Source organism: Mesobacillus subterraneus (assembly GCF_000934845.1).
In the GTDB taxonomy this organism is placed as follows: domain Bacteria; phylum Bacillota; class Bacilli; order Bacillales; family Cytobacillaceae; genus Mesobacillus; species Mesobacillus stamsii.
In genome coordinates this window covers 1-22,630 of sequence record NZ_JXIQ01000010.1, presented here as the reverse complement: position 1 = coordinate 22,630, position 22,630 = coordinate 1, and the positions used below count along the sequence as shown (strand labels likewise).

The window sequence follows — 22,630 nt, the reverse complement described above, 5'->3', positions numbered from 1 at the left end:
CAGGAGTCTACGCACCTTCCGTTCCAATCAACCTAGTGCTACTAGACCTATGTGGTAGACAAACTATAAACCATTCAAGTCCTTTACTTTTTAAAGGATTCGGGCGGTTTTTATTTTATAATAGAATCAATCTAGTCAAAATGGGTGGTTCCAATGATGTCAATGCAACAAACAATCAAAGTAAGTCCTTGTATGGGGCTCTATGACCTTATCGTGCCAAAGGATAATATGTTGCGTCAGATTAATGATCTGGTTGACTTTACCTTTGTTTATGAAGATCTCAAGGATAAGTATTGCCTTGATAACGGCAGGAACGCAATCGATCCCATTCGCATGTTCAAAATATCTATTATTAAAAACCAACCATGACCTTTAGGACGTGGATATTGTTGATCGTTCAAAGTATGATATGTCCTTCAAATATTTCCTGGACATGACTCCAGAAGAGGAAGTTATAGACCCGAGTTCCCTGATCAAATTCCGAAAATTGAGGTTAAAGGATCTAAACCTCCTGGATTTGCTTATTAATAAAACGGTGGAGATTGCTTTAGAAAAAGAGATCATCAAAAGCAAGTCCGTTATTGTCGATGCCACTCACACAAAAGCCCGTTATAATCAGTTGAAACCGAAGGAAGGCCATTTACCAAATCGATGAATCCATGAAGACCAAATTTCCATCCAAGACTAAGACTGATGTGTTGGAGGATGAAATTGCCTATTCGCAAAAACTCATTGAAGTGATTGAAAAGGAAGAGACCCTGATTCAATTTCCGGTAGTAAAAGAACATCTTATTTTATTGAAAGAGATGGTCGCAGATGACCTCGAACAGATTCAATGCTCAAAGGATCATCATGATGCGAAAGTGGGACACAAGACGGCAGATTCCTCTTTCTTTGGATACAAGACCCACCTGGCAATGAGTGAGGAACGAATCATTACGGCAGCTGTCATTACGACAGGCGAGAAAAACGATGGCAAGCAACTTCAAACTCTTATTGAGAAAAGCGAAGATGCAGGTAGCAAAAAGAGACAAAAAACAGAAAAAGAACCGATTCACTTCCAAAAACATGCAAGTGAATCGGTTCTTTTCGTTTGGATTTTCTAGAAAATCTTAAAAATCGGCAGATTTTCAGTGGCCTCGGTCACCCCTAGCCTTTTTTCGTTTTTCATTATTTTACTTGTCCGTTTCCATTAATGATATATTTAGTTGATGTCAAGGCCGGAAGCCCCATTGGTCCACGAGCATGAAGCTTTTGCGTACTAATTCCGATTTCTGCTCCAAATCCAAATTCAAAACCATCCGTAAATCTCGTTGAAGCATTATGGTAAACTGCAGCCGCATCCACTTCGTTAAAAAACTTGTTAACATTTTCAGAATTTGAAGAAACAATCGCTTCAGAATGTTTTGTTCCATATAGATTAATGTGAGAAATCGCTTCATCCGTGCTGCCTACCACTTTTATCGCTACTTCCAATCCTAAGAATTCTGTAGCCCAGTCTTCCTTAGTGGCAGGAATGATCTTGTTGCCGGGAACCCTTCCATCCCCATGAATGGTTACCCCTTTATCCTGCAAAATCTCTACCAGTTCTTGCAGATGCATGGCTGCCCAATTTTCATGAACAAGGATTGTTTCACACGCATTGCAAACCGAAGGACGCTGTGTTTTCGCATTGACCGCAATGTTGATCGCCATCTCTTTACCTGCAGATTCATCGATAAAAACATGACAGTTCCCTGCACCAGTTTCCAGAACAGGAACCGTGGAATTTTCCACCACTGTTTTGATCAGTTTTGCTCCTCCACGCGGGATCAGAACATCCAGGTAACGGTTAAGCTTGAACATTTCCGATGCCGTTTGCCTGCCCGTATCTTCAACAAGCTGAACTGCCTCTGCAGGCAATTCGCTCTTCTCAAGCGCCCGGTGGATTACACGGACAATTGCTTTATTCGATCTAATGGCCGTGGAACTTCCACGAAGCAGCACGGAATTTCCTGTTTTCAAACAAAGACTCGAAGCATCAACCGTCACATTTGGCCTTGCCTCATAAATCATGCCAATAACTCCGAGTGGAACGCGAATCTGTGAAATGAGAAGCCCATTAGGACGCTGCCATTGTTCAATCATTTCACCAACCGGGTCCTTCAGCAAGGTTAACGACATCACAGCGTTCGCCATCTCCTTAAGACTTGCTTCATCTAATTTTAGCCGATCCAACATTGATTCACTCATTCCATTTTGTTGCCCAGCAGTGAGATCTTTCTTATTTTCAGCTAAAATAAATTCCTTTTCCTCGATCAACTGAATTGAAATGAGTTTGAGAGCATCATTTTTCTGTTTTGTTGTCTTTTTTGCCAATAAAGAAGCTGCTTGTTTGGCTTTTTCCCCTTTTTGAATCAATTCGTTTGTGCTCATCCTTTTTTCTCCTCTCGCTGACTGACCCAATGGTCACGGTGAATAACTACACTTCTGTTGCTGTTGGCAATAAGCATTGCCTCTGTGCTCGACAATCCTATAATTTCATTTAACTCGCTTGAGGAAAAATTACTCTGTCCCTTCCCGATTATTTCTCCACTTGGTCCGACAACCTCCACGACATCATTCACCATAAAGCTGCCAATTATTTTTGTTACTCCAGCCGGAAGGAGGCTTTTTCCCTTATTTAAAATGGCTACTGCTGCACCTTTGTCAACTTCAATCTTCCCATTTGGAATCGAATGAAGTGCAAGCCACTGCTTGGATAACTTCACGCTTGAATTTAAATCGCTTCCTATGTAAGTGCCATCCCCCTTGCCTTCCAGAATTTCCACCAGCTTTTCTGCCCCAGTACCCGATCCGATGAATACATGAACGCCAAGGGCTTTAGCAATCCGCGCAGCTTCAAGCTTTGTCTTCATCCCACCAGTGCCGATTTTGGAACCAGTACCTGAAACAGCTTCAAGCATCTCATCCGGAATATGAGTAAGGAAGTTGTATTTTTTGGCATCTCGATTGGTTCTGGGATTTTTATCATAAATGCCGTTGATATCTGTCAAAATGATTAAATGGTGTGCATGAATAAGGCCGCTGACCAATGCCGAAAGCATGTCATTATCCCCGAACGCCAATTCCTCGATCGATACGGAATCATTTTCATTTATAATTGGCACAACATTTCGTTTCAACAGTTCTGACAACGTCGCATATGCATTCTGATACTGCTCTTTATAAAGAAAATTTTGACGTGTAAGCAGCAACTGCGCGGAAACAATTCCATATTTTTTAAACTCTTCTGTATAGCCCTGCAGCAAGAGACCCTGCCCGACAGCAGCAGCTGCCTGCTTTCCAGCGATGGTTACAGGCCGAGAGTTATACCCAAGGTCAGCAAAACCCGCAGAAATTGCTCCTGATGAAATCAAAATCACTTCATGTCCAAGCTTTTTGAGGCGAACAAGCGCCTCCACATGTTTACGAAGCATCTCGACACAAAGCCCACCATTCAAGTTTGTCAACGAACTGCTTCCAATTTTCACGACAATCCTGTTTTTTTTCATGATTTGTCACCGCCCGTTATTTATTTAGGGAAAGAGTATGAAAAACAAAATCTATTCCGATGGCACCGAACCACACTGGCCATATCGTCATTTCACATTCAGAATTTCAATCCAAACCCTATCACATTTTGATAAGGACATAGAACCTGTCTAAATAACAGGGGTTTCTTGACTACTTTTAGCTCTACACCTCCAAACCTGTCTAAATAACATCAGATTCTTGTCCAGGACTAGCGCATAGCCTGCCGCTTAGGCAAGCCGTTGGACGCTAACTGCTCGGAGATGCTTTTTAACTTCGGTCCTGCCAAGCACAAAGTCCTGTGGTAGTTCCAAAATTGTAGAAAGCGAAAGTGCCTTGGTCAGCCCCGACAAGCGTTAGAGCTCAACATTTCTCAGGTGAAAATTTATAGAGTTTTTTCCATATAAAAAAGCCCTTCTATCCTTGTAAAAAGGACGGAAGAACTTAGTCTTTCGCGGTACCACCTTCATTGGCACATAGAATCCACGTGCCCGCTTTCATACTCCCTTAACGAAGGAAAACGATCAGGTTTGCCTGACAGCTCTAGGGATAGGTTCAATAGCTTTGCAGGATGTAAGATTTTTCAGCCCGTGAATCCTACTCTCTTTTACCTGATTTCTATTTACTAATTCCCTGTCATTACTTTTTTATTTATTATTGATGTAAAATTTCAGTTTATTAGAAATCATTATGTATGACACCGAAATTTATGTCAACATTTTTTATTGTTTATGGGTACTTTAATCCTAAAATATCCGATAAATCCAAAAACCCCCTTGCACCTCAATTTGAAAAATAGGTTTACAAGGGGATTATTGATGTACTTAAAGCCCACTCACTAATTACTAAAATTTCTTCTTTCCTATTAATCTATCGGGTCTTCAAATCCTAATAGAATACAGAGGAAAAAGCCACTGGTGTATGCGATAAGTAAACCAACAAAGTATAAAGGAAAACCGGTAGTAATAAATCCTAGAGGAATCCCACCTAATTCAGGTACTTTCGCAGCTACACCCATCATGGCCATAGCGCTTCCCCCTATAGCACCACCTAAACAAGACGCAAGAAACGGCTTACCGAGGGGAATAGTCACACCCCAAAGCAATGGTTCCCCAATTCCAAGCATTCCTACAGGAAGTCCATTTTTTATCGTTCTTTTTAAGCGCTTACTTTTTGTTTTTATATAAACGCCTATTGAGGCACCCACTTGACCAGCTCCTGCCATCGCTGTTACAGGCAAGAGATAAGTTACACCGAAATCTTGAACTAATTGGGTATTTACAGCAATTAATCCATGGTGCATACCGGATACAACCAAAGGTAAATAAATTAACGAAGCAATTCCTGCTAAATAAGGAACTTGATAAATGATAAAACTTACCATGCTTCCAATACTTTCCGAAATGATTCCTCCTAGTGGTTGAAACACTGCCAATCCGACAACTGTCATTACACTAATAGTCAAAAATGGAGTTAAAAACAGATCTAACGAGTTTGGAATTCGTTTTCGTAAATTTTTTTCCAATAATGTTGCGACATATACAATAATAAGTACTGATATAACCCCACCTCTACCTGGTACTATCGTAACGGAAAAAATCTCCGCACCTGCTAAACCTCCACTTGATAAAATGAATCCAATGATCGCTCCAAGTACAGGTGTCCCACCAAATTCCTTGGCGGTATTAAAACCGACGATAATAGGTAATATAGAGAAAATGGAATATGCGACTGTTCCCATAATAACGCCAAATGAGGTTTCTTTAAATCCTGGGTAATAGACATATGTTGACTCATAAATTGTTACAATCAACCCACAAGCAATAAATGCTGGAATAATCGGGACAAAAATGGACGCAATTCTTTTTAATATGAGTTTATACCAGACATTATTTGCTCTATTTGCATTTTCTTTTCTGATCATCGCTTCATCTCTTGTATCAATTTCCAAAATTTCTTTCATTTGTGTTGTAACTGTTTGTGCTTTTCCTGGTCCAACAATAACTTGTAAATAATCAGATTCAAATATAACACCTAATACATTTTCCATCTTTTTAATATTCTCTATATGAACTTTAGCACTTTCTATCACTGTAATACGAACGCGTGTCATACAATTCTCTAGTGCTTCAATATTTTCTGCTCCACCAATTTCTTTTATCAGTTGTTCAGCCATTATTTTTGAATGTTTACTCAATTTATTTACCCCCTTTATTCTAAGTCTTTATTCATAATCGACCATTCTTGAACAACTTTAAATCCAGATCTTTCATATATCCTTCTAGCATGATTATCTTTTGTAACAAATAAAGTCATATAATCAGCTTGTTTTTCTTTTAAAGCTAAGCAAAGTTTACCAAATAACACATTGCCAATATGTCTTCCTTGATATAGAGGGTCTACAGCTAAAGCCGAGAAAAATCCTCTTCCATTTTCTTCTCGAAAAATGGTCCCAGCAGTTGCACATACTTGTGTTTGATCAACGGCAACCAAAATATCCTTTCCTTCCTGGATCCCATCTATAAATTTCTTATAAAAAGACGGATCCTCTAGTCGTTCAAACATCTCGCTATACCCTGAATGACGTAACTGATTAAAAAACGTAAACGTTATTCCTTCCTTTTCAAGATTTTCCGCTTGAATTTTAACTTCGTCTGCCAGTGTGAAATCTTTTAAATTACGATAATAAGACAATTCTTCCTGTTGGACGGCATACCCCCTTTTTTTTAAAAATTTCAATCCATAACTTTCTTTCTTAATTCCTGGAGCCTTATTATGTTCATGCTTTTCTTTGTCAACATACCAAGATAATTTAATCGGACAGGAATGAGAAAGTGTTACTTCTTTTTTTCCATTATCCTTTAAATACTTTTCGCCAAGATCTAATAGAGTCGAGCCAATACCTTGTTTTTGATAGTTGCTGTCAACTACAAGCATATTTAAATAACCAGGGGTGTCCTGAAAGGTCTCACCTGTGGAAATCTCCTTTTTGCAGACCATATTTATAAATCCGATAACGCTTTCATTTTTTGATAGGCATACAATAAACCCATCGCGAGAAAAATTCTTATTTCTTACTACCTGTTGTGTGAAATCTTGTTCATCTCGAAAAGGTTTATACCCCAGGTTAACTGCTTCTATATTCCAAAGCCCGATAATCTGCTTAATATCACTAAGTTCGATTGTTCTATAGTACATTTGAGTTCTCCTAACTTGTTACTACATTTTCAGATAATTCTTTTATCCATGTATTCGATCATTACTTATCCAGGATCGGAGTTCATGCAAAAAAATTTCATAATGTCTCTCGTATAAACCCTTGCGCTTTTTGAAGGTTTTTCTTAGCTTCTTCATAGTTACAACTAAGTAATATCATCACTATCGCAGTTTTAACATGTCCTTGTGCTTGTTGATAATATTCTGCAGCAGCATCATAACTTACATCTGTTGCCGCCATAATAATTCGTTTTGCTCTTTCAACAAGCTTTTTATTAGTTGGTAGCACATCAACCATTAAGTTCTGATATACTTTTCCGACTCCAACCATTGATGCTGTGGAGATCATATTAAGTACCAGTTTTTGAGCCGTTCCTGCTTTTAACCTCGTTGAACCAGTTAACACTTCTGGTCCTGTTTCTACTTCAATGGCAACACTAGAATATTTACTCATTTCCGCGTGTTTGTTACAGCATATACTTACAGTGCGTACACCTCGTGACTCTGCTGCTTTTAATAAGCCAATCGCATATGGAGTTCTCCCACTTGCCGCGAGTGCTATAACCGTATCTTTCTCAGAAATCTTTAATCTTTCACACTCTCTTTCTCCAGCAAATTCATCATCTTCTGCACCTTCTACTGCTTCTATAAATGCGCTGTCTCCTCCAGCGATTAATCCAACCACCATTCCTTTGGGTGTTCCAAAAGTAGGTGTGCACTCAACTGCATCAAGAATACCTAATCGCCCAGACGTACCAGCTCCAGCGTATATTAAGCGACCGCCCTTTTTAAACGAAGATTGGACTAGTTTCACTGCTTCTTCAATTTTTCCTAGTTGTGAAAACACAGCGGTAGGTACTGTTTTGTCCTCATTGTTCATAATTGTAAGAATTTCATTGATAGTCATTTTATCCAAGTCCCTTGTGTTAGGATTTCGCATTTCCGTCTGCAATTTTTCTAACATATTCTCACCTTCTTCTTTAAGTTATAGGTTTATTATCACTAATTATATATATTGTGAAATTAAAATTCAATAATATTTTTATATTTTATGAAATTAAATTTCATAAAATAACTAAGAAACGCGCGCTATTATTTACGCAGTCGCATCGTTTCATTTTGTGCCTTTTTAAAAGCTGTTAAAACTTCGTCACCTAGCATGTGAAAAACACTTAAATATAATGTGTCAATTATATTTAATTGAACCATTCTTGAGGTAATCGTTCCGATACGAAAGTCCTCTTCCATGCTTGGAACACAAAGTGTAATATCTGCCAGCTTATATAACGGGGAACGATTCATCTTCGTAATTGCGATGACTGTAGCACCTTGCTCTTTGGCAAAAGTAGCCAGTTCAATCACATTCTTCGTTTTTCCAGACAAACTAATCCCAATAAATACATCATCTTTTTGTAGATGAGGGATGACGGTTATATTGTAATGAAAATCTGGAGAACTTGTTGTTTGATAGCCTATTCGTGCAAATTTATATCCACCATCATAGGCTGCAGTCACTGATCCACCAACCCCATAAAATATCACCTTTTTTGCCTTAATAAGGGCTTCCACTGCATTTTCTAATTGTACTCGATCAAGCGAGGCAAGAGATGATACAATTGCGCCTTGGTTAGCATATGTCACCTTGCGAAAAAGATCATATACTGAGTCCTTTTTTTCAAGGCTGGTGAAAGTTGTTAAATCCCCATTAGCAACTGTTACATCCTTCATAAGCTGCATCTTAAACAATCGAAAGCTATTAATTCCAATCGACCTACAGAAGCGAGTAACACTAGCTTCACTTACTTCTGCACTTTTTGCTAATTCTTTTGTTGTCATGCTTGGAACCAATTCCGGGTTAGACAAAATAAACTCTCCAATTTTTCGCTCAGTGTCAGAGAATCTGGATAATTCTTTTTTAATCAATTTCAACAATGAACTCATAAATATGTTTCCTCTCTATATAACAAATCTTTATTCATTATAACTTTGTTCCACGACAAATTTCGTTCGATCCCCTCGTGTAATGATTTGAGCGTATTCAATCACGCTATCTTTATCATCATACGTCGTAGATTCTGATAAAAAGGAAGGAGAGTTGACTGGAATATTTAAATAGTTGCTTACTACTTCATCGGAAAGAATAGGTTCAATTGATTCGATACCACGAGAAATATTGATTTCATATTTGGTACGCAACACTTCAAACAGCGAATTCTGGCAATCCTCGATCGACAGTCCTGGTGCTACTTTCCAAGGAATATAGGAAGTATGATATTGGATCGGTTCCTTATCTGCATAGCGCAATCTAACCAGTTTGATTACAGGGTCTTTTTCTTCTATTTCTAAAATGGAGGCAATAGTTTGGTTAGCAGGAATAACCTCTAATTCTATTACTTCCGATTTGGAGTTTCTTCCTTGCATTTGTTGCGCAAAGCTGCGAATTTTTTGCGTGAGGGGCGTCTGTATTTTCGCCATGGATACAAACGTTCCTTTGCCTTGTATCCTTTTCAAATATCCCTCTAGCTCCAATTGCTGCAAGGCCAAGCGAACGGTCGTGCGACTTACATTATACTCCTCGCAAAATTCACTTTCCGTTGGCAATTGGTCATTAACTTTGTATTTTCCTGATTTAATTAATTCAATAATTTTAAACTTTATGGTCGTATAGAGGGCTAGCTCTTTTTTTTGCTCACTCATAAAAAGCTCCTTACTACAAAATGTTTAGATACATTATATCTCTTTTGTTATAACATTTGAACAGCGGATACATTTCTTTCGCACCATTTTAAAAGCTCAGAACAATGCACAAATACTATTGTTTTTAGTTTTTTTCAACAGAATAACTAATAGGTAATTACAAATTTTAAAGAATATACAATTGACAAATCAAAAATATAATGATAAATTCAGATCACAAATTACAAATTCCTTTTATTTATAGTAACAAATTATTCCTAAAAAGAAGGATTTAAGATAACAAAAAGGAAGGGAGATATGTCTTCTAATGGAAATGATAGTTGCGAAAAATTATGAAGAATTAAGCCAAATTAGTGCGCAGATGATTGCTGAATTCATCCAAAAAAAGCAAGATGCAGTTCTTGGATTAGCGACCGGGAGTACACCGGTTGGTATGTACAAGAAGTTAATTGGTTATCACAACAAGGAAGGGCTCGACTTTTCAAAGATTATAACATTTAATCTTGATGAATATGTGGGCATTTCACCGAATCACCCTCAAAGCTATCACAAATTTATGAAAGAAACATTTTTTTCTCACATTAATATTTCTACAAGCAACATTCATATTCCACGAGGTGATCAACCTCAAATAGAGAAACAATGTGAGTCTTATGAACAAGCAATAAAAGATGCAGGCGGCATTGATATCCAAGTACTTGGAATTGGATCAAACGGGCATATTGGCTTTAACGAACCTGGCTCCAGTCCAGAAGAAAAGACAAGGGTAGTTCAATTAACCGAAAGCACCATTCAGGCAAATGCACGCTTCTTTGGTGATGAAGCACTAGTACCTAGATTAGCCATTTCAATGGGAATCAAAACTATTTTAGAATCAAGCAAGAAAATCATTCTATTAGCAAGCGGGGAAGAAAAAGCAAATGCTGTTCAAGGAATGATCGAAGGAGAGATTAGCACTCAGCTCCCTGCCTCCTTGCTTCAGTTACACAAAAATGTAATCGTTATCGCCGACCAACCTGCAGCCAAAAATTTGAAAATGATCAATAAATCCTTAAATAGTGTTTACGTTTAAAACAAGAGTGGGAGGATAGGAAATTTTTAACAGTTAAATAATTCTGGCTGCGAATGAAACGCGGTAATTCCACTTGTAAGGAGGTGATTTTTTTAAAAGTACGAGAAAATAGGAATGCTTTCTGGAGGGTCAAAATGATCAAAGTGGGAGTAATTGGTTTGGGAAGTATTGCTGCAAAAGCATACTTACCAATTTATGGAGCTTTAGAAGGGGTTGAATTTCATTTTCAAACGAGGAATAATGAAAAACTTCAAGAAATTGGCAATAAATACCGATTTACGAATTTGCATTCAAGCAGGCAGTCTTTAATAGAAAGCGGAATCACTGGGGCTTTTGTACATTCCGCAACTGAATCACATGAGGCAATTGTTCGTGAGCTATTAGAGCACGATATTCATGTCTTTGTTGATAAACCGATTACCTTTGATTACGAGAGCTCCCGCAAACTGACTGAACTAGCCGCTGAAAAAGGGAAAATTCTGATGACGGGTTTCAATCGTCGATATGCTCCTTCCTACAATGAATTAAAAGCTGTCGACAACCCTAGTATAGTCATTGTGCAAAAGAACCGGATGAGACTTCCAAGAGATTTACAGACATTTGTTTGGGACGACTTTATTCATGTAGTTGATACAATCACTTACCTTTTCCCATTTCCAATCGAAAACATCATCGTCAATGCACGTTTTCATGAAAACATGGTGCAGCACGCGGTAGTCCAGTTCCTCTCCCAAGGAAGGACTGCGATTGGAATTATGAACCGTGATAATGCTATATCGGAAGAAATTGCTGAGGTTATGGGTCCCTATGAAAAAAGAACAGTCTATAATTTATCGAACCTGATCATTTCTCGAGGTTTGGAGGAGATTGAAATCCGCAGAAATGACTGGGAGCCAACCTTAACAAAACGAGGGTTCGAGCAAATGGTAGATGATTTTATTCAAGCTTTAAAAAGCGACAGGCAGCCAATGATTTCAGCAGTCGATGCCCTTGTTACCCATGAACTATGCCAAAGAATTATGGATGAACTTCAAAAGGATTAACCGTAGTTGGTACATTATTTCAACAAGGACAGATAGAAATTCTATTGAAAAAACGCCTTATAAATTAAAAATAAAACGTTTACATTTATAAAACATGCAATTATAATAAAATTAGGCTACAGGTTATGACAACATAACGTCATAATAAGAGCTTAAAAAAACAAGGGGGGCACCTATCAAATGACAGGACCTAATATTCTTTTAACTCGTATTGACAATCGTTTAGTGCACGGCCAAGTTGGTGTTACATGGACGACTACATTGGGCGCGAATCTATTAATCGTCGCAGATGACCTTGTTGCCACCGATCCACTTCAACAACAGTTGATGGGAATGACTGCCGAATCAACGGGAGTAGGTATCCGTTTTTTTAGCGTCGATCACACAATCAATATTATTAGTAAAGCCGCTCCCCACCAGAAGATTTTCATTATCTGCAGGACACCGAATGAAGTAAAGAGATTGGTCGATGGTGGCGTACCAATTAAAGAATTAAATGTAGGCAATATGCACTTCAGCCCAGGTAAAAAGCAGATAAGCAAAAAGGTTTATGTAGATGATTCCGATTTGGAAACATTGAAGTATATTGCTGCAAAAGGTGTGAATGTATACATCCAGGATGTACCTGGAGAACAAAAGGAATCTATTAAATAGGGGGAAAGAAAATGGATATCACCTTAACACAAGGTATATTGCTAGCAGTGCTGGCGATCATCGTCGGAATTGATGCATGGCTCGAAGGCTTCTTCATCTTCCGGCCGATCATTGTTTCAACAATTACTGGTTTTATTCTTGGGGATGTTAAACTCGGACTAGTAGCTGGTGGATTAACAGAGCTTGCGTTTGCAGGCCTAACTCCAGCGGGTGGCACTCAGCCACCAAACCCGGTGCTTGCCGGTATTATGACACCGGTGCTTGCCTACTCAGCCGGAGTTGATGAAAAAACTGCAATTGGGCTGGCACTTCCTTTTAGTTTCTTAATGCAATATATTCTCTTATTCTACTATTCCTCTTTCGCTTTCTTTATGGCAAAAGCGGATCGTTATGCTGAGGAAGCAAACGTTAAAGCATTTTCCCGTTTGAATCTCTTCCTTATCTTGATTGTTGCTTTGACAAATGGAGTTGTCGTTTTCCTTAGTGCCTATATTGCCCAGACTCCGATGAGGCAACTTGTTGAGGCTATGCCCGAATGGTTAACACATGGATTCCAGGTTGCGGGTGGAATTTTGCCAGCAGTTGGTTTCGCTCTACTACTTCGCGTCATGATGAAAAAAGAACTGATTCCGTATTTGATTGTTGGTTTCGTTTTCGCTTCATTCATACCATTCTCCAACTTACTGCCTGTAGCAGTTATCGGAGCAGCATTCGCGCTTTTTGAATACTTTAACAATCAAAAGAAACAAGTCGTTGCAACACCACCAGGAGGAGGGGATTACAGTGACGGAATCTAACCGTATTTTATCCAAAAAAGATTTGACAAAACTTGCCTTCCGTTCGCTTTTCTTGCAGGCAAGCTTTAACTATGAAAGAATGCAAGCTGGTGGCTGGTTGTATTCCATGCTCCCATTCTTAAGAAAAATTCATAAAGATGATAAAAAGCTTTCTGAAGCAATGAAAGACAATATGGAATTTATCAACACCCATCCGACCCTCGTAGGTTTTCTAATGGGACTGCTGCTTTCTCTTGAAGAAAAAAATGAAGATCGCAACTTGATTAAAGGTTTGAAGGTTGCGTTATTTGCTCCGCTTGCCGGAATCGGTGACGCCCTGTTTTGGTTTACCCTATTGCCAATTGTGGCTGGTATCTCAGCATCCTTTGCCATTCAGGGAAGTTTGATTGGTCCACTGATTTTCTTTGCAGTCTATGTCGGAGTCTTTGCTCTCCGAATTGTTTTGACTCATATGGGTTACCAACTTGGAACAAGTGCCATTGAGATAATTAAGACAGGATCACAATCAATAGCGAAATCTGCGACAATCCTGGGATCTACCGTCATTGGCGGACTTATCGCTGCTTATGTACACATTAATGTATTATCTGAAATTAAGATTAACAGCGAGCATTCCGTAGCACTTCAGGCAGATTTCTTTGATAAAATTTTCCCGAATCTCCTGCCGCTCAGTTTTACACTGCTGATGTTCTACTTCCTTAAAAAGAAGAAGACTAGCCCAGTTGTATTGATTGGAGTTACCTTCCTCTTTGCTATTGTACTGTCCTTTTTGGGGGTGTTATAAATGATGAAGAAAGTCATAATCACCGGGCATGGTAACTATGCAACAGGACTTAAAAGCTCGCTTGATTTGCTAGCGGGAAGCAATGAAGATGTCATTGCGATTGATTTTCCGGCAGAATTAAATGAGCAAGGGTTAATGAAAAGAATGATGGACACCGTGGAAACTTTCTCTGACTTCGAATTTTTGTTTATATGTGATATATTAGGAGGTACTCCATATAAAAATGCGGCAGTTCTCGCTAATACAAATCACCGTTTAGAAGTGGTTGCAGGATGTAATCTAGGGTCTATCCTGGAGGGAATCTTGCAAAAGGATATGATGAGCTTAGATGAACTTGCTGAAGCAATGGTGAATTCTAGCAGGAAGTATACGGTTAAGTTCGAAAGAATCATAGAATCAGCAGCATTTGATGGAGGAATCACTGAGGAGGATGGTATATAATCAGATGAACACTCAGGAGGAAGTTAAGGTGAAAAGGATTGATAAAAGTAATCCGCTCCCTCTTTACAATCAGCTGATGGAGATCATAATATCCATGATTGAGAACGGAAAATTCGATGCGCATGACAAGCTTCCTTCCGAACGGGAATTCTGTGAAAAATACGATGTCAGCAGAATTACTGTTCGCCAGACGCTACAGGAACTAGAAAAAGAAGGCTATATTTATAAGCAGCATGGTAAAGGGACATACGTGGCCCCCAAGAAATTTGGCCAGCAATTGTTTACGGTCTACAGTTTCACAGAAGAAATGAAGCGCCTTGACAAAAATCCAGAGACAAAGGTTCTTTCGTTTGAATTAATCAAACCCAAAGATAGAATCAGGACGGCTCTTCATCTTGGGCCGGAGGATGAAGTATACAAAATTATGCGCCTTAGGCTTGCGGATAGTGTTCCGATGTTGTTGGAAACCTCCTATCTGCCGGCTGCCAAATTTCCGTTCTTAACGAAAGAAGCGCTGAAAAAAAAGCCAATGTATCACGTATTTGAAGAAGATTATTCCATCAAGGTTGAACGTGCGATCGAGCAATTCCACGCTTCTAATATTGATGAGAAAACAGCAAAGCTTCTTAAGATTAACCAAGGGGAAGCATGTATGAACATTAAACGTTCTACGTATTTTCACGATGAAGTGGTTGAATATACAGAAACTGTAGCCCGCGGCGACCAGTTCTTTTATACAGCCGAATTGCAAAATCCGAGATAAAGGCAGTAGCCTAATATTTGAAAACTATGTTGAACCTATTGGTTTGATATAGTTTTCACTATTAACTCAACTGGTTATGACGACATAAACACTTAGGAGTGAAGAAAACTTATGTTTTTACCATTATCAAAAGAAAAACTCATTTCGATTGGAGCAGAGTCAACTGTTACAGAGATTCTACAGCAACCTAGGCTCTGGAAAGAAACATATAAAATTGTTAAAAAGAATAAGGACCATATTCAAGACTTTCTCTATCAACTATCGCAGCGCCATGAAATTGTTCGCTTTATTTTTACTGGAGCAGGCACGTCTGCATATGTAGGAGAAATAGTTGTTCCCTATCTAAAAAAGCATAATAGTAATAACGGATGGCAGTTTGAAGCGACTGCCACTACTGATATTGTTTCAAATCCCAATTATTATTTAACGAAAGATATTCCTACCGTGATGGTTTCCTTTGCACGTTCAGGAAACAGTCCCGAAAGTGTTGCAGCAACGGAAATCGGCAAACAATTGGTCGACCATTTTTATGAAATCATTTTTTCCTGCAATCCGGATGGCCGTCTTGCTAAAAAAGCAGAAAGTAGTGAAAACTCCTTAACCCTGTTAATGCCTGCCGAATCAAATGACCAGGGATTTGCAATGACCAGTTCATTCACTAGCATGATGATGGCCAGCTTGCTCTTATTCCAGCTTGATAGGCTTGAGGAACTGAGTGACGTTGTTGAAACTATTAGTTCTGTCGGTGAAGCGCTCTTTACGGAATTGAATTCATTGCTGGAAGAAATTATTGCGTTTGATTTTGAGCGCATTATTTACCTTGGTTCCGGTCCATTGGGTAGTCTTGCAAGAGAGTCTGCGTTAAAGGTCCTTGAATTGACAGCCGGCAAAACCATTTCCATGTATGAAACTCCACTTGGATTCAGACATGGTCCTAAATCCATTCAGAACGAAAAATCGCTGATTGTGTTGTACCTTTCCAACGATCCTTATACGCGAAAATACGATCTGGACCTCCTGGCTGAACTCCATAACGAAGGTATCGGGAAAATCGTCGTGCTTGATTCCAGAGATGACAATGTTGTGAAAGAAAAATGTGATTGGTATGTTAAGGCCGTCCCAAATACCCAGGCAATCCAAGACATTTATTTAGCTTTTATTTATATTTTATTCGCACAGACGCTGGCAGTGAAAAAATCTATTGATCTTGGTTTGAAGGTAGATAATCCAAGTGTTAACGGAACCGTAAACAGAGTTGTCCAGGGAGTTATTATCCATCCATTGGAAAAGTAATCGTTGCTTCAGTCAAATTGGCAAGTTCTATTTTATAAAATAAGGAGTGGATGTCAGATGTTCGTTCAAAATTCAAATCTTGTTAATACAAAGGCAATGCTGCTTGATGCCCAGAAACACGGCTATGCAATTCCGGCTTTTAATATTCATAATTTGGAAACAGTTCAGGTGATAACAGAGGCAGCAGCAGAATTGAATTCTCCTGTTATTCTTGCTGCAACTCCTGGAACTTTTTCCTATGCAGGCAGGGATTATATCCAAGCGATTGTCGAAGCCGCTGCAGTAAGATATTCCATCCCTATTGCCCTGCATCTTGACCATCACGAGAATAAATCTGATATCGAAGAATCACTTAACTTAGGTGTCAAATCTGTCATGATTGACGGTTCCCACCACCCTTTCCAAGAAAACATCAAAATTACAAAAGACATTGTTACTCTTGCACATGAATTTGATGCCACGGTCGAGGGAGAACTTGGCCGTCTCGGTGGGCAGGAAGATGATCTTGTTGTCAATAAGGAAGATTCATTCTATACCGATCCCGATGCAGCAGTCATTTTTGCTAAAGAAACCGGCATCGATTCCCTGGCAGTTGCAATTGGAACAGCGCATGGAATGTATGCATCTGAACCCAAACTGGACTTTGAGCGTCTTGCCATCATTCAGAAAAAAGTCGATATCCCACTTGTACTGCATGGTGCTTCTGGTATATCACTTGAAGACGTTCGCCGCAGTATTTCATTGGGCTGCACGAAGGTCAATATTGCAACTGAATTGAAAATACCTTTCTCAGGAGCACTTCGAAAGTATCTTGTCGATCATCCTGAAGAAAGCGACCCACGTAAATATATGGCCCAGGCGAAAAAGGACATGAAACAAGTTGTATATGAAAAAATCAAAATGTGCATGAGTGATGGCAAAGCATGATTTTATCGATCACTTTGAACCCTTCAGTGGATATTGCATACAGAATCCCTGAGTTTTACCTGAACAATGCTAATAGATGCAACTTCACGCAAAAAACTGCCGGGGGCAAGGGACTCAATGTGGCAAGGGTATTAAAATCACTCGGAATGGAAGTTATGGCTACTGGTTTTTTGGGCGGAACAAATGGTCATTTCATCGAATACGAGATTGAGAAGGAAGGCATAGCATCTGATTTCGTGACAATCAAAGATAGTACAAGAAACTGCATAGCTATCCTTCATGGCACCCAACAGACAGAAATTTTGGAAGAAGGACCTGACATCAATCAGGAAGAAGTAACTCGATTTATCGGAAAGATGGCAAGTCTTTTTCAAAAAGCCGATGTTATTACAGCTTCTGGGAGTCTTCCAAAAGGGATCCCAGCAGAGTTTTATGCAGAGCTCATAAGTCTAGCGAAAAGATATGGAAAACCTTTTTTACTTGATACAAGCGGTAAAGCTCTAAAGGCAGCTATAGATGCTGGCCCATTATTCATCAAACCAAACCTAGAGGAATTTGGAACGCTTGTTGGCGGAAAACTTACAAATGAAAAGGAAGCTATTAAGGCCTTGCTAGCTTTCGATTCCAACATTAAGTTTGTCATGGTAACGCTCGGTGCAAATGGAGCTCTCATTAAAACAGAGCAGACCATTTTTAAAGTGACTATCCCTGCTGTAGATGCAGTAAATCCTGTTGGCTCGGGGGATTCAGTAGTAGCTGGTTTTGCTGCTGGATTGGCAAAGGGAATGGATGGAGAAACACTATTTTCCTACAGTACGACAATGGGGGTTTTGAACACACTCGAAACAAAAACGGGATCAGTCAATCCCTCCCTTGTATCCAACTATCAACATCAAATTAGTGTGACAAAAATTAGTTAATAGGAGACCATACATGTATCCCTTTTATTATGATATATCTGAAACTTACCGGGAAATGTCAATAAAGGCAGCCGGTAAACTCATTGAAGCGGTTAATGAAAATCCGGATTCATTAATCTGCTTGGCAGCGGGAAGTACGCCTACCGGAACTTTGGAATATCTCATTGCAGCCCAACAAAACGGCGAGGTGGATTTTTCCCGCTGCAGTTTTGTAGGATTAGATGAATTTGTCGGGTTATCCAAAGAAGATGAAGGCAGCTGTTATCGGTATTTGAATGAGCACTTTTTCATCCCTCTGAAAATACCTGCGAGCAGCATTCAATTCTTTGATTCAATGAGCAATGATTTATCAGAAGAATGCCGCAAAACGGACGCATTTATTTCTAAGCATGGAGGGATTGATGCCCTATTGCTTGGCGTCGGTGTAAATGGCCATCTGGCTTTAAATGAGCCTTATGTGAGCATTAATCTGAATTCCCATGTCATTGAGCTAGATAATACTACCAAAGTAGTTGGCCAGAAATACTTCAGTAAAGAGACAGTCCTTGAAAAGGGAATTACGATTGGGCTTAAGCAAATGCTGGAAGCGAAAATGGCGATTGTCATTGCCAATGGTTCTGCAAAAAAAGATGCCATTGCTCAATTGTTAAAAGGCAGTTATGATGCTAAATATCCCATTTCCTCAATGAACCTTCATAAAAATTGCTTTGTGTATGTCGATAAAGAAGCCGATCCAAAGTAACACGAAAAGCTGGGAGTCTCCTCCCAGCTTTTTTTACCAACATATCTAAGTATTTATCTACTTATTCCCCTCATTCGAAGTCAATTTGTTTCTGTTTACTGTGAATGGCGGCTGTTCCATCCATCCGTGTTCAATCAAAATATTCGCTCCATCTTCTAAAAATAAGGAAACGTCTATTAAACACCGTGCATACAATGCCCCGATATCTCTTCTGCCATTAAGGGAGGCTCCCTCTGCATATTTTCTTATTTTCATCGAAAACATGTCAATTTTATGAGCCACCATTAATTTATCAGAAAAAGCGGGTATGTTGGATGAAGTAACTAAATGATCCAGGGTGGAAGGAGACGGTAAATTCTCTTCATTTAGTTTATTGGAAATTTTTTCGATGTGATTTTTATTGATTTTTTCGCCACTTTCTAGAAATTTTCTTACTTTTTTATTTTGTGTCCCTTGCTTAAATCCAATGATTAGTGCCTTGCTCGTTATGTCGTTGTTAATATTGTCATATAAATGGGCAATTTCTAGTCCATGCAATGGTCTTATATCCCCTAAATAGCCGTTCAAGAAACTCTGATTTTCTACAAAATCCACTTCATTTGGGATTGGCATTTTCGGTGCATTGAGTAACATGCCTTTTGCCTTTAATAGATCATTTGCCTCTGCTGTCAATTTAACAGTTGCATCCAAGCATTTAACAAAAAAATCCCTTACGTCCTTTCTGGTTACGATGGAAATTGCCGCACTATAAATACTCATCCCTGCTTTTCCTGTGTACTGTAAATAATAAGGATAAAATTCATCTTTAAATAGTCGCGGGGCATCTGCATTCACATCTTCTTTTGTAAATCCTACTGGGATAGGAAAGTTCTCTTCCTTAAAAAACAATTCTATGTCCCGTATAAACGTTTTAGTCAAGCTATAAGCATACTCTAAGAGCTGTTTTATTTCGTCATCTTCAACATGCTTTAGATAATAACTAAGCACACATTCCCCCATTGTGTTTCCGTTATATGTAACCCACAGTTTCCCCATTTCAGATAATGTTAAATTCGATATATCCGTACCCATCAAAAACTGCTCCCTTCACTGACTAACTAACCTTATTGGTGGTCTTTTCTGGAGATTCCTGAGCTCCAATGCGGCTTCCATTTATTTTTCACCTTATGTATGAAAAAATACCTATTCCTCTTGTTAAACAAAAAAAGTGTTTGACATTAAGGGGAAATCGGAGTAAATTCAAATTATGATATATTCAAATATTCAAAGATACTAAAGGACAATAGACTAAGGAAGGGTGTATATGCAATATAAATTAAGATTTAAAGGGAGATACAGTAATTATTCCATTCGTTCGCTTCAACGCGATATTATATCCGGGATTGTAGTTGGAGTTATTGCCATTCCTCTAGGGATGGCATTTGCCATTGCCTCAGGAGTAAAGCCTGAGTATGGAATTTACACTACGATAATTGCAGGAATTTTAATATCGTTGCTTGGCGGGTCACGGTATCAAATTGGCGGTCCAACGGGGGCTTTCATTCCGATTCTATTTGGAATTGTGATGACCTATGGATTGGATAATTTATTGATTGCCGGGTTTATGGCAGGCATTATTTTGTTTCTCATGGGAATTTTTAAATTAGGGTCGCTAATTAAATTTATCCCTAAACCAGTGACAATTGGGTTTACTTCAGGAATAGCAGTTATTATTTTTGCAGGTCAAATTCCAAACTTTTTAGGACTCACTGGTGTTGTACAGCATGAATACTTCCTGGAAAACATTTACGAAATTATCGGCAATATTGGGACCATCAACCTATTTAGTCTTTTCACTGCTGCCATTTGTTTGGTCACTGTCCTATATACGCCTAAGTTATTTCCGAAGATACCCGGACCACTTATTGGACTTATTGTTTCCACTCTGATTGCTAGTTTTTTCTACCCAAATCATGTAGCGACCATTGGGTCAACCTTTGGTGAGATCCCTAGCAATCTCCCGCATTTTAACATACCAGATTTCTCAATCGGGCAAGTCCAGAAACTGATTGGCCCTGCATTTGTTATCGCAATGCTTGGAGCAATTGAATCCCTGTTATCGGCGGTAGTAGCAGATGGTATGACAAGTACTAAGCATAACAGTAACAAAGAATTAATTGGTCAAGGGATTGCAAACATGATTACACCCTTGTTTGGAGGTATCCCTGCAACGGGCGCTATTGCAAGAACGGCAACGAATATTAAAAATGGGGCTGCTTCCCCTATTTCTGGAGTGATCCACGGGATCGTCGTACTCATCATTCTTGTCCTTTTTGCTCCATATGCTTCCAAAATCCCGTTAGCAAGTATGGCACCAATCTTAATGATTGTTGCCTGGAATATGAGTGAACGTCATGTGTTTTTGCATTTATTGAAAACGAAAACCGAGGATTCGCTTGTTTTAGTAGTTACATTCTTGTTAACCGTATTTTTCAATCTCACTTTAGCGGTTGAATTAGGTTTAATCTTAGCAGTCATCATTTTCATTAAAAGAATGAGTGATATGATGGTAACAACGAAAGTTTTGCCTAATCCTAGAAACAGATTGGAAAAAGTGGAGCCTCAAATGGTAACAGATTCTCATGATTGTCCACAAATCAGTATTTTTAATGTCGAGGGCCCTTTGTTTTTTGGTGCAGCACAAACCTTTGAGCAAAGCATCATGAATACGATTCATTACCGACCGAAAGTCCTTTTATTAAGGATGGGGAAAGTTCCATTTATTGATACAACCGGAGAATCCATGTTATCAAGTATTGTCCGTGATTTTTCAAAACACGGAATCGTCATACTATCTGGTGTAAACGAACAGCCAAAAAAGGTATTAAGAAAAACTGGACTATATCAATTTATTGGCGAAGATCACTTTTTTGAACATACTGGAGAGGCAATTGATTTTGCCATATTACACTTAAACAAAGATAAATGCCTAGGCTGCAAGCATTTCGCTTTCAGGGAATGCGAAGGTTTATCTGGTGCTACTAAAACAATTGAAGACAGAAGAGTCTATTCAACCTAAAAACTTGTATGGGAGGAAAGGGAAATTGGACCTAGAGATGCAGCAATTTAAGGCAGACTTTTTTAAAGCACTTGCCCATCCACTGAGGATAAAAATTCTTGAGTTATTAGCGGAGGGGGAGAAAAGTGTAAATGAGCTTCAGAATCTCGCAAGCAGCGAAGGCTCAGCGGTTTCGCAACAATTAACGATCCTTCGCAATAAAAATATAGTTACAGGGACGAAAGAAGGAAACCGCGTGATATATACTCTGCGCGATCCTATGATCATGGATCTCCTTTCCGTCGCGCGTCAAATCTTTAATAACCATTTGGTTGATACCATTCATATGTTAGACAAATTCTCTGACTAGCAGAACGGACCTTTTGCTTTCAAAATACGAAAAAGGACAGCAACTAGGCTGTCCTTTTTTCATATAAAAAACTAAAACCTATTCCGATGGCAACCAAGCCACACCGACATATCGTCCTATCACCCCATCCAAAAAAAAGAATTTGAACCCAAACCCCATCACATTTTAATAAGAACACAGAACCTGTCAAAATAACGGGGCTTTCTTGACAACTTTCCGCTCTGCATCCCCAAACCTGTCTAGATAACGGGGCTTTCTTGACAAGCCCATCGCCAAGCGACTCGAGGGGCTAGGAGTCTGTCCGACGGAGTGAAATCCACGT

Annotated in this window: 21 protein-coding genes, 1 pseudogene and 1 other annotated feature; of the genes and pseudogenes, 14 read left to right on the top strand and 8 right to left on the bottom strand. The window is 39.1% G+C overall.

The genetic code is table 11. The features are described 5' to 3' along the window. Positions 1-153: 153 nt before the first annotated feature. A pseudogene (locus UB32_RS19180) lies at positions 154-1,019 on the top strand (transposase); the annotation flags it as partial. Between the two features lie 151 nt (positions 1,020-1,170). Here UB32_RS19180 and UB32_RS00940 read toward each other — a convergent pair. From UB32_RS00940 to UB32_RS00910, 7 genes are all read right to left on the bottom strand, one after another. Then, a complete protein-coding gene (locus UB32_RS00940; RefSeq protein ID WP_044390463.1) occupies positions 1,171-2,415 on the bottom strand; it encodes a glutamate-5-semialdehyde dehydrogenase in 1,245 nt (414 codons plus the stop codon). After that, the gene (proB, locus tag UB32_RS00935) at positions 2,412-3,533 is read right to left on the bottom strand and encodes a glutamate 5-kinase (RefSeq protein WP_044390461.1); all 1,122 of its coding nucleotides are present in this window, start codon (positions 3,531-3,533) and stop codon (positions 2,412-2,414) included. Before proB ends, UB32_RS00940 begins: the two co-directional genes overlap by 4 nt. 446 nt (positions 3,534-3,979) lie before the next feature. Continuing rightward, positions 3,980-4,201: a binding site (T-box leader), on the bottom strand. 216 nt (positions 4,202-4,417) lie between these two features. Then, the gene (locus UB32_RS00930; RefSeq protein WP_198528139.1) at positions 4,418-5,749 is read right to left on the bottom strand and encodes a PTS transporter subunit EIIC; all 1,332 of its coding nucleotides are present in this window, start codon (positions 5,747-5,749) and stop codon (positions 4,418-4,420) included. A gap of 14 nt (positions 5,750-5,763) precedes the next feature. After that, on the bottom strand, positions 5,764-6,750 hold the full coding sequence (locus tag UB32_RS00925) for a GNAT family N-acetyltransferase (protein ID WP_044390459.1): 987 nt from the start codon (positions 6,748-6,750) through the stop codon (positions 5,764-5,766). A gap of 97 nt (positions 6,751-6,847) precedes the next feature. After that, complete coding sequence (gene murQ, locus UB32_RS00920; protein WP_044390457.1) at positions 6,848-7,732, bottom strand: N-acetylmuramic acid 6-phosphate etherase; 885 nt, start codon at positions 7,730-7,732, stop codon at positions 6,848-6,850. A 128-nt stretch (positions 7,733-7,860) separates the two neighbouring features. Continuing rightward, positions 7,861-8,709 (bottom strand): MurR/RpiR family transcriptional regulator, encoded by an 849-nt coding sequence (locus UB32_RS00915; protein WP_044390456.1) that lies wholly within the window; start codon positions 8,707-8,709, stop codon positions 7,861-7,863. Positions 8,710-8,739: 30 nt separating this feature from the next. Beyond that, positions 8,740-9,465 carry a GntR family transcriptional regulator gene (locus UB32_RS00910; protein ID WP_044390454.1) on the bottom strand — a complete coding sequence of 242 codons (726 nt, stop codon included), beginning with the start codon at positions 9,463-9,465 and terminating at the stop codon, positions 8,740-8,742. Between the two features lie 307 nt (positions 9,466-9,772). Here UB32_RS00910 and nagB point away from each other — a divergent pair, with 307 nt between their 5' ends. The 11 genes from nagB to UB32_RS00855 all read left to right on the top strand — a co-directional run bounded on the left by nagB (position 9,773) and on the right by UB32_RS00855 (position 18,901). Further along, a complete protein-coding gene (nagB, locus tag UB32_RS00905) occupies positions 9,773-10,537 on the top strand; it encodes a glucosamine-6-phosphate deaminase (RefSeq protein WP_044390452.1) in 765 nt (254 codons plus the stop codon). 134 nt (positions 10,538-10,671) lie between these two features. Then, positions 10,672-11,580 carry a Gfo/Idh/MocA family protein gene (locus tag UB32_RS00900; RefSeq protein ID WP_052806902.1) on the top strand — a complete coding sequence of 303 codons (909 nt, stop codon included), beginning with the start codon at positions 10,672-10,674 and terminating at the stop codon, positions 11,578-11,580. 180 nt (positions 11,581-11,760) lie between these two features. Continuing rightward, positions 11,761-12,234 carry a PTS galactosamine transporter subunit IIB gene (gene agaB / locus UB32_RS00895; RefSeq protein WP_044390450.1) on the top strand — a complete coding sequence of 158 codons (474 nt, stop codon included), beginning with the start codon at positions 11,761-11,763 and terminating at the stop codon, positions 12,232-12,234. An 11-nt stretch (positions 12,235-12,245) separates the two neighbouring features. Further along, positions 12,246-13,031, top strand: a complete 786-nt coding sequence (gene agaC, locus UB32_RS00890) for a PTS galactosamine transporter subunit IIC (protein ID WP_044390448.1) — start codon at positions 12,246-12,248, stop codon at positions 13,029-13,031. Next, a complete protein-coding gene (gene agaD, locus UB32_RS00885) occupies positions 13,018-13,815 on the top strand; it encodes a PTS galactosamine transporter subunit IID (RefSeq protein ID WP_044390446.1) in 798 nt (265 codons plus the stop codon). The genes agaC and agaD overlap by 14 nt, the downstream gene beginning before the upstream one ends. Beyond that, on the top strand, positions 13,816-14,256 hold the full coding sequence (locus UB32_RS00880; protein ID WP_044390444.1) for a PTS sugar transporter subunit IIA: 441 nt from the start codon (positions 13,816-13,818) through the stop codon (positions 14,254-14,256). It abuts the gene before it with no gap. Between the two features lie 28 nt (positions 14,257-14,284). Continuing rightward, positions 14,285-15,019: a GntR family transcriptional regulator gene (locus tag UB32_RS00875; protein WP_241768397.1), complete on the top strand. Its 735-nt coding sequence runs from the start codon at positions 14,285-14,287 to the stop codon at positions 15,017-15,019. 111 nt (positions 15,020-15,130) lie between these two features. Next, entirely contained in the window at positions 15,131-16,312 is a 1,182-nt protein-coding gene (locus UB32_RS00870) for an SIS domain-containing protein (protein WP_044390442.1), read from the top strand. Between the two features lie 57 nt (positions 16,313-16,369). Further along, positions 16,370-17,239, top strand: a complete 870-nt coding sequence (locus UB32_RS00865; RefSeq protein ID WP_044390440.1) for a tagatose bisphosphate family class II aldolase — start codon at positions 16,370-16,372, stop codon at positions 17,237-17,239. Further along, on the top strand, positions 17,236-18,159 hold the full coding sequence (locus UB32_RS00860; RefSeq protein ID WP_044390438.1) for a 1-phosphofructokinase family hexose kinase: 924 nt from the start codon (positions 17,236-17,238) through the stop codon (positions 18,157-18,159). Before UB32_RS00865 ends, UB32_RS00860 begins: the two co-directional genes overlap by 4 nt. Before the next feature lie 13 nt (positions 18,160-18,172). Then, on the top strand, positions 18,173-18,901 hold the full coding sequence (locus UB32_RS00855; protein WP_044390437.1) for a glucosamine-6-phosphate deaminase: 729 nt from the start codon (positions 18,173-18,175) through the stop codon (positions 18,899-18,901). A 57-nt stretch (positions 18,902-18,958) separates the two neighbouring features. Here UB32_RS00855 and UB32_RS00850 read toward each other — a convergent pair whose 3' ends face one another. Continuing rightward, complete coding sequence (locus UB32_RS00850; protein ID WP_044390436.1) at positions 18,959-19,972, bottom strand: DUF3231 family protein; 1,014 nt, start codon at positions 19,970-19,972, stop codon at positions 18,959-18,961. Between the two features lie 232 nt (positions 19,973-20,204). On the opposite strand from UB32_RS00850, the gene UB32_RS00845 reads away from it, so the two are divergent. Together UB32_RS00845 and UB32_RS00840 are read left to right on the top strand one after the other, a co-directional pair. After that, on the top strand, positions 20,205-21,959 hold the full coding sequence (locus tag UB32_RS00845; protein ID WP_044390435.1) for a SulP family inorganic anion transporter: 1,755 nt from the start codon (positions 20,205-20,207) through the stop codon (positions 21,957-21,959). A gap of 25 nt (positions 21,960-21,984) precedes the next feature. Next, positions 21,985-22,308: an ArsR/SmtB family transcription factor gene (locus UB32_RS00840; RefSeq protein ID WP_044390434.1), complete on the top strand. Its 324-nt coding sequence runs from the start codon at positions 21,985-21,987 to the stop codon at positions 22,306-22,308. Positions 22,309-22,630: the final 322 nt, after the last annotated feature.